We start from the raw sequence: 14,180 nt of genomic DNA on the forward strand, positions 1-14,180 counted from the left end.
CCCCAGCCACTGCGGAATAAAGTGCCCAAGCACCCACGAAGAAGACCAGGTTTTCCTGCCAGTCCCCGACGAAAATCTCGTGTGTGCGAGTACTGCAATAGAACGAGTTCGTGACAACAAGTAGTAATGCTGCTGCCCCGCTTGATAAGAGTCGTATCCACAGTGCCTTCACTCGCGGTTGCGGCCATCGTCGTGGCGGGTCAACTATCAAAAGAACCAGGCCGGCGAGGAAGGTTCCATAAAGCGGAAGAACCATCAAAAGAGTGCCAGCTGCGGAGAGTCCCGCGGCGGGGATATAGAAAATCCCGAAGCAGATTCCTATCCATGTCGTGTAGGTACGGATCGCGTCCCTGATCGTGTGAGCAGGTGTGCCAAATCGGGCGGAGCTGCTCATGAGCATGTGTCCTGCTACTACCGTGAAGACAATCCAACCGAGACCGAAAGACAGGAGCGTCTCACTCCAGTGTTGAGATCCATAGTGGGTGGAAGCAACTGCATCAAACGCGATGAGCATGGTGGCTGCAAATCCTGCACCCAATACTCGGATCAGTAATGCTCGCCAGAGCGGTGGCTCCCATGTTGATGGCCGATCAATGACAAAAAGCAGCAGCCCGGCGAAAGGTGCAAGCCACAATGGAGTGTTCACCGGAGCGACTTCAGCAGTGAAGAGCAGAGAACCGGGCACTACCGCGAAGCCGAGGATGATCCCTACCCAATACACGTAGGTCCGAACGAATAGTTTTAAAGACTCAACCACTCACACCTCCCATGGACTTCAGTACCGATATCATGACGATACTACGGCGAGGAGGCGACCCATGGCCAAAGATGGCACCAACAGGGGCGGACGCTGCGTGCGTGCAAGCGCGAAGCCCGGCCCGCTGGGCGAGAAACTCGCCGCCGGACGCCCCGCCACCCGCCTGGAAGACCCGCTCAACGAACCCTTCGACTTCGCAGGTAATGACATTGGCGACGATGCGGTGCGTGCCGGGGAGACGATGCCCGAACCATCGGACTATCTGTCGGAGATTCAGCGTGACGGCAAACCGCTTGGCGCTGACCTCGTCTATCGGGAGACGTGGCAGTGGCTCGATCAACGTGGCTGTTCCCATTTCGTGGCGCCTCGCTTGATTGAGGCGTATGCGCAGGCGTTTGCCCGGTATGTGCAGTGCGAGCAGGCGATCTCCAAGTTCGGCCTGCTCGGCAAACACCCCACCACCGGTGCTGCCATCGCCAGCCCGTTTGTCGCCATGTCCCAGAGTTTCGGAAAGCAGGCGAATGTGTATTGGTACGAGATTTACGAGATCGTGCGCGCCACCTGCACCACCGACTACGCGGGCACCACGCCCGGCGAAGAGGTGACGGAGCAGCTGCTCAACGCCCGCTACTAACCGCCCCTCATGATCTTCGCGTCCATCCTCTAGTGGGGTGGACGCTTTCTTGTTCCCCTCCGATTCGTGGAAGCGAGTGTGCTTATGTATTCGATTTGTACTGCCGAGTCTGTGTGTGCTGGTCATCCGGACAAGTTGGCCGATCAGATCGCCGACCAGTTCCTCGACGACATCCTCTACGACGACAAGGCCGCACGGGTGGCGGTGGGGGTGATGGCAGCCGGTCGGCGGATCATCGTCACCGGCGAAATCACCACCAACCACCGCCCGCGTATCCGGGAGTCTGTGCGCCCTGCCCTCGCGCGTGCCGGATACAGTCCGCTCGGGATCCTGATCTACGTGTGGACGCGCCGCCAATCGAGCGACATCAACGCCGGGGTCACCACCTCGCTGGAGGCACGCGGTGGTGATAGTTCAGCGTTCGCGTTGCAGGGGGCTGGCGATCAGGGCACGGTCTACGGTTACGCCACCGCCGAGGCCCCTGAACGCCTCCCGCTCCCGCTCGTCCTGGCACATCGCACCTGCGAGCGTCTCGATACTGCCCAGGCCGAGGGGACGATCTGCGGGATCAACCCGGACGGCAAGGCCCAGGTGAGTGTGCGTTATGACGACACCGGTACCCCCGCCGCCGTCGAGACCGTCGGGTCTCGGTGCAGCATGAGGCGGGCAAGGATCTGGCCGTGTTGGAGCGTGAGGTGCGCTCGCTGATTGTGGCCCCGGCCTGCCAGACCTACCTACCCATAGACGAGCACACCGAAATTCTTGTGAATCCGTCGGGTCAGTTCGTTGAGGGCGGGCCGCGAGTCGATACCGGGCTGACGGGCCGGAAGCTCATGGTCGACACCTACGGCGGGCTCGGGTCTCATGGTGGGGGCGCGTTCTCCGGCAAGGACCCATCCAAGGTCGACCGGTCAGCGGCCTACATGGCTCGCCTGATCGCTCATACGATCGTTGACGCCGGGCTGGCCGCTGAGTGCGAGGTGGGCATCTCGTATGCGATTGGGAAGGCTGATCCGGTCGCGTTCGAGGTGGACACGCTCGGCACCGGCGAGTACTCCGACCGCATCTTGACCGCCGCCGCACGTGACGTGTTCGTGCTGCGGCCGGCGGGGATCATCGACGTCCTCAACCTGCGCACACCCCGTTACCGGGATCTCGCGGTCTACGGGCGCGTGGGCCGGGATTGGCCGCGCTGGGAACAAACCTGGCGTTTTGAGCGCGACCTGCGGAAGGCGTGGAGCCCCATGTCAAGTCCTGGGTTTTGTGGAGGCTTGTTTAGGCCGCTTCCTTTCGTGTTGTTGTGTGTTGGTTTTCTGCTTGTTGTGGTGTGATGCCGCCCAGGGCGAGGTGGGGCGGCGAGTGTTGTACCAGTGGACCCAGGCGGGGTTTCGCGTTCGACCTCTCCGATCGCGCCAGAGGCCGGCGTAGCCGGGGCGCGCCTCGTTGTAGATGAGTTCTGCTTTGTACAAGGAGTTCAACGCTTCGGCCAGGGCGTTATCGTAGGAGTCACCGGTCGAACCCACCGACGCTACTGCCTGGCAACGGGCGAGAGCTTGCCCATAGCGCACGTCGCGGTATTGGACGCCTCGGTCGGAGTGGTGCACGAGCCCACGAGTGTCTATATCATCGCGGCGACGTTGGTAGATCGCCATGTTCAACGCGTCCAGGGCCACGTCGGTATGCAGCGAGGACGCAACTTTCCAGCCCAAGATTTTACGCGAGCACACGTCGGTGACGAAGGAGACGTAGACCCAGCCAGCCTGGGTTGGCACGTAGGTGATGTCCGCAACCCACAACTCGTTGAGATCATGGGCCCCGAAATGCCGATTGACCAGGTCCAAGGGGCATGCATGGCGCGGTGCTAAGGCTGACATGGCGGGTCCGACGCCGACTCACGCCACGAATGCCCATACGCCGCATCAGTCTCTCGACCGTGCACCGCGCCACGTGTCCCACGCCCAACTCGTGAGTGTTGAGGAAGGCGTGCATTTTACGCACCCCGAACACACAGTAGTTCTCCTTCCACACCTGCCTCATCACACGCATCAGCGCCTCGTTGCGCACGCTGCGCGCCGACAAGGCACGAGTCCGGGCAGCGCAATAGGCACTGGGAGCAACCCGCACCCCAAACTGGGATAAAGCAGTGCAGATCGGCGCAGCTCCCCACCGATGCCGGTTGGCCTCGATGAAATCGCAGACTAGCGTCCGAGGCGACCTGGCTCCGCCCCGAAAAAAGCCGATGCCGCCTTCAAAATTTCGTTGGCGCGCCATACCTCACGATTCTCAGCTTCCAGCGCTCGGATATGGGCCTCTTGATCACTGATCTCGCCACGCTCATTGCGCCCGCCCTGCTCCACGGCGCGCACCCACGTACGCAGCGCCTCAGGATCGATCCCCAACTGGCCGCTAATGCGCTTAATAGCACCCCTACGCCGCCCGGGATCAGCACGAGCCTCCAACGCCATACGCGTCGCACGCTCACGCAACTCCATCGAATACTGGCGCTGACCAAACATCCCAAACCTTCAATCCGGCCTAAGACACTCTCCACAATACCCGGGACAGCTCAGCCCCTCCATGTCCACTCCGACCGCCAGGTGAGAGGCCCGGTTCTCCACCCTGTGATCGCATCGGACTTTGATGCGGATCGCGTCCAGGTAGATCACCGGGTAGAACGCTTCTAAGGGGCGGTGCTGCCACTCCAAGAGAGGATGTCTGAAGCAGCTGGCGTTCCATGTCCGACCTGCTGGCGTACGCCCTCAAGTCACCTAGCTCCCCCTAGGCGAGCCCCATGATGCCGCGCGCGTAAAAGTCGTCCCACATGGATGTGCGGTGGCCCGGCACGTAGAGCCAGTAGCGCACGGTCTGAACGCCGTCATCCCCGAGAGCTGCTCCCTGCATTGTTACCTCCTTGAGAAGCGCGGTCATAAGTACCGGCTATCCGTCATCATGGCCACACCCTACCACCCGGGTGATCGACGACACGATTCACACTCGCACTCAACCGACAGCAAAGCAGAGCCACGCTCTCGCGCGACCCGACCACAACCTCGCTCAGAGTTCCCCTATCTCACTCAAAGTCTGCCGACACGCCCACGTCGCACGCCGCCTGACGCAGGCGCTTATCGCGTGTCCACAGCGAGACACCGGGGGTTACGACAGCACTTGCCAGGAGTGCCACGTCGACCGCGCTGAGTCCTCTACCCCACAGCCTCCGTTCCTCGACGAGGTGCCGCACGCCTTGGTCGTCGACGTTGCGAACGATCATGAGGCGCTCAAGCGCTTTCAAAAAGATCGAGCGGTTCTTGAGATTCCCCAACGCGAGTTCCGTGATGACACTCTGATGCACGCACACCTGATCGCGCTCGAGCAGATCAACCAGAACCGGCTCACTTTTCCGCAGGTGATCGATCCAGATGTTCGTGTCAACGAGGACTCTCATGCGTGCTCGCGACTCCGAGGCGCAGCCTCCGCCCCCGGATCACTGCCGCCGAGCGCAGCGAGCTGCCGTCCAGTCTCAATGCGGACGAGGAGCTCAACCGCGTCCCTAATCAAAGCGGATCGCTCACTGACCCCTGTCAGCTCCTCGGCGCGCTCAAGCAGGTCATCATCGAGTGTCACTGTGGTTCTCATGCTTACCTCCACCCTCAGCATAGCACCGCAGGCATCATCAGTTGATTCGGATTTTGATGCAGCTTCTAGTCCACCCAGCTCACATAACAGCACAGCCGGGCCACGGCCTCGCGCGACCCGGCCATGGCCTCGTCAGGCTGAGGTGGTTTAGGCGACTTCAACCGTCGCGAGGGGAACGATTCCGCTCAACGTATCCCCCAGCGCATCTTCGGCGCGATCGAGCTCGTAGCGCATCTGCAGGTTCATCCAGAAACCCGGGGTCGTACCAAAGTAGCGGGAGAGACGCATTGCGGTGTCCGCCGTGATTCTCCGCTTCCCATGAACAATTTCATTGATACGGCGGGGCGGAACACCGATAGCGACGGCGAGCTTATGCTGCGTAATTCCGAAGCCCTCGATGAAGTCTTCCATGAGGACTTCACCCGGGTGAATCGGAGCAATTTTAGTGGTAGTCAACGATCTCAACCCCTTCTGGACCAGCATCATCCAGGCCGTCACCCATCACGACTGCGCTTGAAAAGGCACCGCCGTTGAACGGAGCACCCTTTGGTTCTCAACGACCCAGTGCTACCATCCTACTAATCGCATCGGGCTTGGACCGGCGCACTCTACTACGGGGATCCTCGCCATCACGGCGAGGATCCCTTGGTATTCCAAGAGCATCGCACACCTCGCCACGCAGACGGACCTGCTGCTCTCGCCATAAGCAAGCGACCGGGCCACCCTCTCACTCGACCCGGCCACGGCCTCGTCGGAGACCCCTACCTCATTCAATGTCGGCCAACACGCCCACGTCACGTGCGGCCTGACGCAGGCGTTTATCGCGCGTCCACAACAAGACCCCAGGGTCACGACAACGCTTGCCAGGAGCGCCGCATCGACAGCACTCAGTCCCCTGCCCCACAGCCGCCGCTCCTCAAGGAGGTGCCGGACCCCTCGGTAGCCCACGGCATGAACGATCATCAATTTCAGAAAGATCGCCCGATCCCTGAGGTTGCCCAGCGCGAGCTCGGTGATGACACTCTGGTGCACGCACACCTGGTCGCGCTCAAGGAGGTCGACCAGGACCGGCTCAGTTTGCCGCAGGTAATCGATCCAGATATTCGTGTCGACGAGGACTCTCATGCGTGCTCGCGACTCCGGGGCACAGCCTCCGCCACCTGATCGCTACCACCGAGCGCAGCGAGCTGTCGTCCGGTCTCAATGCGAACGAGGAGTTCGACCGCATCCCTGATCAACGCGGATCGTTCACTGATCCCAGTGAGTTCCTCGGCGCGCGCGAGCAACTCGTCGTCAACGTCAATTGTCATCCGCATAGAATCCTCCAGCACCAGGATAGGGCTTGATCTCCATAACGGTTGATGCGCCGTGCAGAGCCTGTCTGCGCGTATTCATTGCCCCCAACAGCAACTCAGTGACACGCCCACACAAGCCGGCCACAGCCTCGTCATGAAGAAAATTCTCGTGACCTCGTATCACTATTTACCACCCGTCAGTGACACATCTCACTTAACGAGATCACAGCGTTTTTTCAACCAACAGGATCCGACAAACCACGGAAGAATGGTCGCGGGGAGCAAAACCAGGGCGATCAGCAGGGCACACAAGCTAATCGCGGTGTCTACAGTGACACGTCACTGACCTGTTGCTTGAGCCGCGCATCACCCAGCGGCCCCCACCTTCGATTCAATGAAAGAGGCTCACATGAGCGACAACAACGAGAACGTTGACCAGGACAAGACCCCCGAGGGTCCCCTCCAGACCGACCACGGCACGACCACCATCGAGGAAAACGTCGTCGCTAAGATCGCCGGCATGGCCGCCCGCCAGGTACCCGGCGTGTACGGCATGGGCAACGCCGTGCGCCGCGCCTTCAGCGCCGTAACTGACCGCATCCCCACCACCCAGACCAACGTCACCGGCGGCATCACCGTACACAAGGGCGAAACCCAGACCGCCATTGATGTCATCGTCGTCGTCGAGTATGGCTACTCCATCATCAACGTCTGCAACGATATTCGCAGCAACATCATCGACCAGATCGAAGGAACCACCGGCCTGGAGGTCGTCGAGGTCAACATCGACGTCACCGACGTCCACCTGCCCGAGGAGGAAATAAACACCTCCGCCTCAACCGATCTGAAGTAGTCGACCTCGACGCCTGGATCTGAGGAATTCTCATGAAGACAACGCACCTGGCTCTCCTGGTGGGCCTGTTCATGGGAGCCGTTCTCGCGTTCGGTTCCTTCGCCAGCTTCGTCCTCGTTGCCCTGTGCGGCGTCGTCGGATGGGTAGTGGGCCTCTATCTGGAGGGCCGGGTCGATGTCCAACGTATCCTCGATTGGCGAAAGAGGTGACGAGCGTGGCCGCGCCTGACTCCACAGTCACGCAGTCGCGCGAGAAGGATTCCTCTTTGACGCAGCGCGGCACCACGACTATTCCGGCCAATGTCGTCGCCCGAATCGCCGCTCAAGCCGCGTTTGAGTTTTCCGCCGTCGGCTCGAACGCAGGTGGAGTCCTCGGGATTGGCTCCCGCCGAAACTTCGGGTCTCGGCCCGAGGCAACGTGCCAACTCTATGGGCAGCGCGCGATCCTCCACCTGGACCTCGGCCTCGTCTTCCCCACCCCCTTGTCCTCCACTATCGAGGACCTACGCACGCACGTGAGCGGTCGCGTCGAAAAGCTGTGCGGGGTACGCGTCGCCAAGATGTCCATCGACATTTCGTGGCTCAACCCGAGCAATCATGTCAGGAGGAGCCTGAGATGAGAGCACCCGTACCGGCGCTCATTTATCGCCCGACCCGGAGCGCATCTGCCACCGTCTTGGCGCTGCTTCTCCTCATTATCGGGGGACTCGGCACATGGCTGACGGGATACCGCCTCCTCACGGGGTCCTGGCCGCAGCGCACCGTCACCACGCTCAACGCGATCGGCACGGTGTCCTTTAGCTCCATCGCGGCACTTATTGCTGCCGGAATCGCGGCCGCATGCGGCCTGTTGATGCTTGTCGCAGCCCTGTGGCCCGGTCGCCCCAGGCACGTCGCTTTTCTTCCCGACGATATCCCCGGGCAGACGGCACTTCACCGTTCTGACCTGGCAATCCTCATAAAGAGGCACGTCGAACAGCTCGCCACGATTCGGTCCGCTTCCGCCACCGTGCGCAGGTCACGAGTCGACGTTGTCGTCTTCAGCGACGCGGATGACTTAGACGCCGTGCGCGAAGCCGCGTCCGAGAAGACCGACGAGGCCCTGGAGGTTTTCAACCCCGAGGGCATCACCCGCAGCCGCGTCCGCGCCAGGCGTGTGAGTTGAAGGAGAGCCGATTATGCGTTCAGTTTCTGCCGCTCTCAACAGGGTTCTCCTGGCATTCTTCGGGCTGTTTATCGTCTGCGCGTCCGCATGGTTCTTCGCATCCGGCCTCGACGCCGGCCACCATCTGCCCGGCATTTCCGCGTACCTGGCCGCGACGCACGACCAGATCGGGGCGATTCTCTCGCCTCACGCCCACTGGCTCGTGCCGTGCGGCGTTCTGGCGTCCGTTCTCGCCTTCGTTGTCGGTCTGTTCCTGCTCCTCATGCAGGTGCCGCGCAGGCCTGCGAATTCTCCACTCAGGCTCAGCGGCTCCGATGGCGCTCTGCTGGCTATTCTCTCCCCCGATGTTCTGTCGCAGGCGCTGTCCGAGCGCGTTCAGGACCTTCCCGGGGTCGAGCGCTGCACCGTTTTCGTCACCGGTTCTCCGAGCAAGCTCTGGGTTCAAGCGGACACGAGCATCGCGCCGGACTGCGAGGTCGAGTGGACCGTGACCGAACTCAGGAAGCTGTTGAACGAGGACGTCGCTACGTCTCTGGGGACGCCTCCCAAGCAGGTTGATGTCCTCGTACGCCTGGCGCGCTCGGTGAGTTCAACGTCAACATCGAAGGCCGTCACAGGCCAGCCGTCGCCGGCAATCACCGGAACAGACACAGGCGCGTGAGACGTGGGGCAGGGCGAGATCGCCTTGCCCCACATTTGTCGCGGGCAGGGCACCCACATTCACGAGGCCGGGGCTGAGCCTGTCGTCACGATTCGCCCAAAGTGCAGACCACCTCGCTCCAATGAGGCGTTTTTCGCGACTTTTTACCGAGGTGGCCTGATCCACGAGACGACGATCGCGGCCGTCACGAGGAAGAGGGAGAACACCCCCTCCATGACGAACAGGATGAGCTGATTCCGCGCGAGAACCCGCATGACGGCGAGGCGGTTGTCCTCGCCCGTGCGCGCCAGGCGCTCCCCCACGCGGTCGGCCGCGCCGATCCCCACCAGAGTGGACAGGCCTTGGATGGCTTCGAGGAACTGGGCGGACAGACGGGCCCGCATCTCGCGCGAAGCCGACGAGTCGTCGCGGACGAAGCGCTGGAAGAGAGCGATCGAGAGGGGGACGAAGGGGATGCAGGCGACGAGGACGAGCGCGGCGACCGGGTCGATGAGCGCCCCGATGACGACGAGGACGAGGAAGGGCGTGGCGACGGCGCCGATGAGTTCGCCGATGTAGGCCTGCCGGTATTCGACGACGCGTTCGACGGAGTCGGTGAGCAGCGAGATCAGGCGCCCGGTCTCCTCGGCGCCGATTCGCGCGGGCCCCAGGCGGAAGGCGTGCTCGAGCAGGGCCCGCCGTATGCGGCGGGCCTCGCGGCTCCGGGAGGCGTCGGTCTCGCGGCCGAGGGCGAGCCTGGCGAGGCAGACGACGAGGATCCACACCGCCGTCAGGATGATCGAGGACTCGTGAAGTCGGGCGCCGACCAGGTGCGCGGCGAGGACGTCGGCGATGCCGATCAGGGCGAGAGCCGCGGCGCAGGCGCGGATCGAGATGAGGAGGGCTTGACGCGCGATCGCCGGGTTCCCGGGGGCGAAGAAGGCGCGCGCCTCCGGGGAGCGTCCCCGAGCCGTCGCCGCTTCGCCCCCGAGAGGGCCGCGTCCTCGGCGTCTCACCGATGCACCTCGGTCATGATCTTCTCGTAGCCGAGAGGGAGATTCGTGCCGGCGACCGCCGAGGCCTCGTTCATCGGCAGGAGCACGATCCGCTTGTTCTTCACGGCGGGGACCTCGGCCAGAGCCGGGTTCGACAGGAGTTCTTGGAAGGGGACCATGCCCGCTCCCATGAAGTCCTCGACGAAGACGATGTCGGGGGCCGCGCGCACGACGAGTTCGGCGTCGATGGGAGCGGTGGCGGTCAGTCCGGCTTCCTGCGCCGCGTCGGCGCCTCCCGCGCGAATCGCGAGCGCCGGGATGGTGTTCTCGGCTCCCATCGCCCGGCTGCGAAATGAGCGCCCTTCCCCGACGGGGGAACGCATCGAGGAGCCGTCCCCCGTTCGCGGGGACGACTCCTCGATGAGGTTGGAAGGATCAGTCCTCGGCGCCGCGGCGCATCAGCACCGCGCCCGCCGCCAGGCAACCGAGTGCCACCGCGATCATGCCGCCCGCGGTGAAACCGGTGCGCGCGAGATCGGCCTTCCCACGACCCGGCCCCTTCGCGACCTCGGCACCCGGGGAGGGCGTCTGAGTCGTCGAGGACTGAGCGGTCGACGAATCGCCGGGACGCGCGTTCCCGTCGGGCTTCGGCGCGGCGCCATCGGGCAGGTCGACGGCCCTGGCGAGGATGTGCGCCGAGTGGGCGAAACCTTGGTCGCCGGTCGCGGCGTCGTCGATCACGCCGTCTCCGCCGATGGCGACCGTGGCCTTCCCGAGGTAGTCGCCGATGAAGGCGACGGCGCGGCCGAATCGGGAGCGCTCGCCGCGCGAAGCGATCTCCGTCGCCTTGATATCGGCGATTCCTCGAGGATCCGACGCGAACTCGTCGGTCGAGAACACCCACGCGCGCCCGTTCCCGGTCGAGCCGTAGGCGCCGACCACGAGCATCGCCGAACCCGATCCCGGAATCGGGAGGGCGTCGACCGCGTATCCGAACCCGTGGTCCTTCTCGCCTTCGGGGCCGGTGATGATCCTGACGCGCGCCGACGTCGCGCCCGGGTCCTTCGGCGAGATCACGACGTCGTCCAGCTCCTGGCCGATCGCGGCCTTCTCGCCCGCCACGAGCGCGACGCCGCCGGTTCCCTGGTTCGCGAGCAGGCCGCCGTCGAATCCGATGACGAAATCGTCGATCGAATCGCCGGTCACGTCGCCGACGTTCGCCACCGAGGTGCCCGCGCCGAGCCGGTGAGAGGCGTCGAAGGGCATCGTGAGCGCGAAGCCGGCACCGGGGGCTCCGGCCCGGACGCGCGCTCCGGCGGCGGAGCGGTCGCTCGTAGCGTCGGCGGCCCGCCCGTAGACGACCCACGCCTTGCCGGGGATCACGTAGTCGCGCATGTGCTGGAAGTCGGTCACGACGTAGTCCGCGGTGCCGTCGCCGTTCACGTCGCCCACGCGTGTGAAACTGTTGAAGGTGTTTCCCTCCGGCGAATCGATGCGCTGAAGAACGGCCGGGTCGTTCTTCGTGAGGTCGCGCATGTCGACGGGCGCGCCATCGGCCTTGCCGCGGAGGATGAACGCCGCGCCCTGCGGGGTCGCGTTCTTGTCGGCGGAGACGGCCGCGTTCGCGACGATGAAACCGACATCGGCCATGCCGTCGCCGTTCACGTCGCCCACGCGAGTGATGTTGAACGCGCCCGCGCCCACCGACGGAAGATCCACGTACCAGCCGTGCGCCGGATCGAGCTTGTTGAGGTCGACGTCGCGCAGGTGCGAGCCGCCGAAGACGACCCACACGCGAGACATCGTGTGCGAGCCGAAGGCGATATCGTCCACGCCGTCCTTGTTGACGTCGCCCAGGCATGCTACGGAGAACCCGATGTTGGCGTCGGTTGCGGGGTCGGCGGTGCGACGCGGGCCGAGGATCGAGATCGTCTCAGCGGAGGGGAGGGCTTGACCGGCGGTACCGCCCGGGATGATCGAGATCTCGCCGGTGACGTTCAAGATCCAGCCGCGCGTGGGCGTGCTCTCCGCGTAGTACGGATCCCACTTCCATTGGGACCGCACGACGTTGCCCGAGATGATGTCGGGGCGCCCGTCCCCGGTCACATCGCACGCGCCTCGCGCGAGCGAGCCCCCCAGGCCGGACGAGAACTCGCCGAGCCACGACTTCTCGGTCGGGGTGTCGAGCGGGACGAAGGAGGTCTCCTCCTTGCGGGGCTGGGGCTCGGGGATCGGAGCGACGATCTCCTCGTCGTCGCTGTGGGTCTTCTCGCCCTGGCGCGACATGTCGACGGTCCATACGTCGATGCGGCCCTTCGAGTCCGATGTGTAGACGCCCTGCAGAGGGTCGTCTCCTCGGCGCGGAATGATGCCGAGCCCCGCGCCGGGGTCGCTCTCACCGCCCTCGGCGGAGACGAATGTCGCATGGTGCGCGCCGGGAAGATCGAGGATCCCCTGCCCCGCGTTGAAGTCCTGCGTGAACGCCTTCGCGGAGATCGCGAGCGCACCGGGGTGCTCGCCATCCTTCGGGCGGCCGACGAAGAGGGCGCCCGGATACTCCCCGCCGTCGACCCACGCGAGTGACGCGCCGAGCCGTCCGTACAGGGGGCTGCGGAAGAGATAGCCGGTCCGTTTCGCCGATTCGCTCGCATGAACCGGGGCGGATGCCGTGGAGTCGAGGTCGATGACGGTGTCGATCCCCGCTTGAACGACGGCGAAGGCGCCGGCCTCGTTGTTGTGGCCCGGCGCGCCGACGGCGAGATCAGGAGCGCCGTCCGCGTTGATGTCGCCGATCCGGGCGATCGCCGCACCGAATTCAGCGCTTGCTCCCTGCTTCGACGCGCCGACGATACGGGGCGCGCCGTCGAGGCTGCTCGCCGACGCCGGGGCGTAGGCCACCGTGCTCGTCGCGGGAGTGCCGACCGCGAGGTCGGATCCGAAGGCGAGCAGTGCGAGGCCCTTCGAGGTATCGACGTTCCAGGTGGCGGAGGCGATATCGCGCAGCAGGCGGCGCGCGCCGGGCGCGCTCGCGTCGGCGGTTCCAGCACCGGCCGCGCTCGCGTCGGATTCGGCGCCGGTCTCGGTCGCGCTCCGCTCCGGGGTTGAGTCGTCGGAGTCGAACAGGTCGGCGACGTCGGGGTCGAGTTCGCCGCCCGAGCCGAGAGGAGGTTCGGGGCCGTCCTCGTTCCACTCGTCGTCGTTGGATCCGGTGGGGGGATCCGAGGGCGGAGCGGGAGGCTTCGGCGTCGTCTCGAAGCGCGCGGTATCGACGATCGTGACCTTATCGGCCGTGCCGACCGCGAGGAACGGGCTGTCCGGGCTTCCCGCGATCGCGAGCACATCGGCGTCGGGGTCGATCACGGCCAGGAGTCGAGGGGCCGCGGAGTCGGAGGAGTACAGGTAGACCGCGCGCTCGCCGGCGACGGCGACGTGGGGCGCGCCCTTGATGGAGACGCAGGTGACGGCATTGCCGAATGCGTTCTCACCGGCCGGGGCCGCGGTGGTGAGGAGGTTGCGCTGTTCGCTCAGCGAGATCTCGACCTCGTCGCTCGGATCACCGTAGGGGATGTAGGGGAGGACGTGGAGGCCCGTGCGATTCGCGAAGATCATGTCGGCCAGACTATCGCCGGTGATATCGCAGGATACGGGAGTCGTCGCGCCCGCGTCCTTGTACGTGAGGCGATCCGTCTTGCGAATGATGTCGCCGTAGCGCGACTCGTAGATCCAGGAGAATCGCAGCGAGTCCGAATCAGCTCCGCTGGCACGGCGTTCCCCGTGCTCGGTCGTCGACGTCGGGTTCGCCGGTTCGGAACCGGACGCCGGACTCGTCGCGACGGCTGCGAACGTCGGGCTCGCAGTGCCGAGCGCGAGCGATGCCATGGCGATTCCTGAGAGTGTTCGTGAAAGTGTCTTCACCTCGGCCCTTTCGTAAATTTATGCAAGCCTAACCTTAGATGTGGCGGGTGATTCTTGGGAAGAAGATGAAGCGGACGACACACGGAGCGAGGGATCGAGGACGCAGCGCTGGGCTCGCTGATCGGAGATGCTGGTCGAGCAGGTGATGGGCGATCGGTTTCCACAGGCCGAGTGGGGTCTGCGATGCTTGCGGAAGCGGATCCGGCCGGCCGGCGCGTCGCAGAGTTCTCGCTCCGAGGCGCGGCAGGGGCGCAGGCCCGGCCCTCAGCGGGGATTCGACGGAAGAGCGACGCC

At 64.4% G+C, this 14,180-nt stretch carries 18 protein-coding genes and 3 pseudogenes; 7 read left to right on the forward strand and 14 right to left on the reverse strand.

The features are described from left to right. The coding region (locus HMPREF1136_RS10630) for a hypothetical protein (RefSeq protein ID WP_083836242.1) at positions 1-757 on the reverse strand (757 nt) is incomplete at its 3' end. A 61-nt stretch (positions 758-818) separates the two neighbouring features. Between HMPREF1136_RS10630 and HMPREF1136_RS05260 the strand changes: the two genes are divergently transcribed. After that, on the forward strand, positions 819-1,391 hold the full coding sequence (locus HMPREF1136_RS05260; protein WP_009648296.1) for a P27 family phage terminase small subunit: 573 nt from the start codon (positions 819-821) through the stop codon (positions 1,389-1,391). A gap of 84 nt (positions 1,392-1,475) precedes the next feature. Continuing rightward, positions 1,476-2,626 (forward strand): annotated as a pseudogene (gene metK, locus HMPREF1136_RS05265) (methionine adenosyltransferase); the annotation flags it as partial. A 12-nt stretch (positions 2,627-2,638) separates the two neighbouring features. Here metK and HMPREF1136_RS11475 read toward each other — a convergent pair. The 10 genes and pseudogenes from HMPREF1136_RS11475 to HMPREF1136_RS05295 all read right to left on the reverse strand — a co-directional run bounded on the left by HMPREF1136_RS11475 (position 2,639) and on the right by HMPREF1136_RS05295 (position 6,334). Continuing rightward, positions 2,639-3,265 (reverse strand): IS3 family transposase, encoded by a 627-nt coding sequence (locus tag HMPREF1136_RS11475; RefSeq protein ID WP_083836236.1) that lies wholly within the window; start codon positions 3,263-3,265, stop codon positions 2,639-2,641. Continuing rightward, on the reverse strand, positions 3,198-3,662 hold the full coding sequence (locus HMPREF1136_RS11480) for an IS3 family transposase (RefSeq protein ID WP_083836238.1): 465 nt from the start codon (positions 3,660-3,662) through the stop codon (positions 3,198-3,200). Before HMPREF1136_RS11480 ends, HMPREF1136_RS11475 begins: the two co-directional genes overlap by 68 nt. Next, complete coding sequence (locus tag HMPREF1136_RS05270; RefSeq protein ID WP_009648313.1) at positions 3,590-3,907, reverse strand: transposase; 318 nt, start codon at positions 3,905-3,907, stop codon at positions 3,590-3,592. The genes HMPREF1136_RS11480 and HMPREF1136_RS05270 overlap by 73 nt, the downstream gene beginning before the upstream one ends. A 51-nt stretch (positions 3,908-3,958) precedes the next feature. After that, a pseudogene (locus tag HMPREF1136_RS10645) lies at positions 3,959-4,099 on the reverse strand (transposase); the annotation flags it as partial. A 70-nt stretch (positions 4,100-4,169) separates the two neighbouring features. Next, positions 4,170-4,292 carry a hypothetical protein gene (locus tag HMPREF1136_RS11370; RefSeq protein ID WP_009648316.1) on the reverse strand — a complete coding sequence of 41 codons (123 nt, stop codon included), beginning with the start codon at positions 4,290-4,292 and terminating at the stop codon, positions 4,170-4,172. A 169-nt stretch (positions 4,293-4,461) separates the two neighbouring features. Then, on the reverse strand, positions 4,462-4,833 hold the full coding sequence (locus tag HMPREF1136_RS05275) for a type II toxin-antitoxin system VapC family toxin (RefSeq protein WP_009648295.1): 372 nt from the start codon (positions 4,831-4,833) through the stop codon (positions 4,462-4,464). Continuing rightward, the gene (locus HMPREF1136_RS05280; protein WP_034505048.1) at positions 4,830-5,024 is read right to left on the reverse strand and encodes a type II toxin-antitoxin system VapB family antitoxin; all 195 of its coding nucleotides are present in this window, start codon (positions 5,022-5,024) and stop codon (positions 4,830-4,832) included. Before HMPREF1136_RS05280 ends, HMPREF1136_RS05275 begins: the two co-directional genes overlap by 4 nt. Positions 5,025-5,171: 147 nt before the next feature. Then, on the reverse strand, positions 5,172-5,507 hold the full coding sequence (locus HMPREF1136_RS05285) for a HigA family addiction module antitoxin (RefSeq protein ID WP_083836245.1): 336 nt from the start codon (positions 5,505-5,507) through the stop codon (positions 5,172-5,174). A gap of 283 nt (positions 5,508-5,790) precedes the next feature. Continuing rightward, positions 5,791-6,149, reverse strand: a pseudogene (locus tag HMPREF1136_RS05290) (type II toxin-antitoxin system VapC family toxin). Continuing rightward, positions 6,146-6,334: a type II toxin-antitoxin system VapB family antitoxin gene (locus tag HMPREF1136_RS05295; RefSeq protein ID WP_232204180.1), complete on the reverse strand. Its 189-nt coding sequence runs from the start codon at positions 6,332-6,334 to the stop codon at positions 6,146-6,148. The pseudogene HMPREF1136_RS05290 and the gene HMPREF1136_RS05295 overlap by 4 nt, the downstream one beginning before the upstream one ends. 394 nt (positions 6,335-6,728) lie before the next feature. On the opposite strand from HMPREF1136_RS05295, the gene HMPREF1136_RS05300 reads away from it, so the two are divergent. The 5 genes from HMPREF1136_RS05300 to HMPREF1136_RS05320 are packed head-to-tail and all read left to right on the forward strand — an operon-like array spanning position 6,729 to position 8,997. Beyond that, complete coding sequence (locus HMPREF1136_RS05300) at positions 6,729-7,172, forward strand: Asp23/Gls24 family envelope stress response protein (protein WP_009648304.1); 444 nt, start codon at positions 6,729-6,731, stop codon at positions 7,170-7,172. A 32-nt stretch (positions 7,173-7,204) separates the two neighbouring features. Continuing rightward, positions 7,205-7,381 (forward strand): hypothetical protein, encoded by a 177-nt coding sequence (locus tag HMPREF1136_RS11035; protein WP_009057414.1) that lies wholly within the window; start codon positions 7,205-7,207, stop codon positions 7,379-7,381. A gap of 5 nt (positions 7,382-7,386) precedes the next feature. Next, positions 7,387-7,791, forward strand: a complete 405-nt coding sequence (locus HMPREF1136_RS05310) for a hypothetical protein (RefSeq protein ID WP_009648300.1) — start codon at positions 7,387-7,389, stop codon at positions 7,789-7,791. Further along, complete coding sequence (locus HMPREF1136_RS05315; RefSeq protein WP_009648324.1) at positions 7,788-8,336, forward strand: DUF6286 domain-containing protein; 549 nt, start codon at positions 7,788-7,790, stop codon at positions 8,334-8,336. The genes HMPREF1136_RS05310 and HMPREF1136_RS05315 overlap by 4 nt, the downstream gene beginning before the upstream one ends. Before the next feature lie 13 nt (positions 8,337-8,349). Continuing rightward, complete coding sequence (locus HMPREF1136_RS05320) at positions 8,350-8,997, forward strand: hypothetical protein (RefSeq protein WP_009648312.1); 648 nt, start codon at positions 8,350-8,352, stop codon at positions 8,995-8,997. A 143-nt stretch (positions 8,998-9,140) separates the two neighbouring features. On the opposite strand, the gene HMPREF1136_RS05325 is transcribed toward HMPREF1136_RS05320, so the two are convergent. From HMPREF1136_RS05325 to HMPREF1136_RS05335, 3 genes are all read right to left on the reverse strand, one after another. After that, on the reverse strand, positions 9,141-9,992 hold the full coding sequence (locus HMPREF1136_RS05325; protein ID WP_009648307.1) for an ABC transporter transmembrane domain-containing protein: 852 nt from the start codon (positions 9,990-9,992) through the stop codon (positions 9,141-9,143). Beyond that, positions 9,989-10,309 (reverse strand): ABC transporter substrate-binding protein, encoded by a 321-nt coding sequence (locus HMPREF1136_RS05330; RefSeq protein ID WP_009648315.1) that lies wholly within the window; start codon positions 10,307-10,309, stop codon positions 9,989-9,991. Before HMPREF1136_RS05330 ends, HMPREF1136_RS05325 begins: the two co-directional genes overlap by 4 nt. Positions 10,310-10,406: 97 nt before the next feature. Further along, positions 10,407-13,850: an integrin alpha gene (locus HMPREF1136_RS05335; protein WP_009648294.1), complete on the reverse strand. Its 3,444-nt coding sequence runs from the start codon at positions 13,848-13,850 to the stop codon at positions 10,407-10,409. Between the last annotated feature and the right edge of the window lie 330 nt (positions 13,851-14,180).

This window comes from Actinomyces sp. ICM47 (assembly GCF_000278725.1).
GTDB lineage: Bacteria > Actinomycetota > Actinomycetes > Actinomycetales > Actinomycetaceae > Pauljensenia.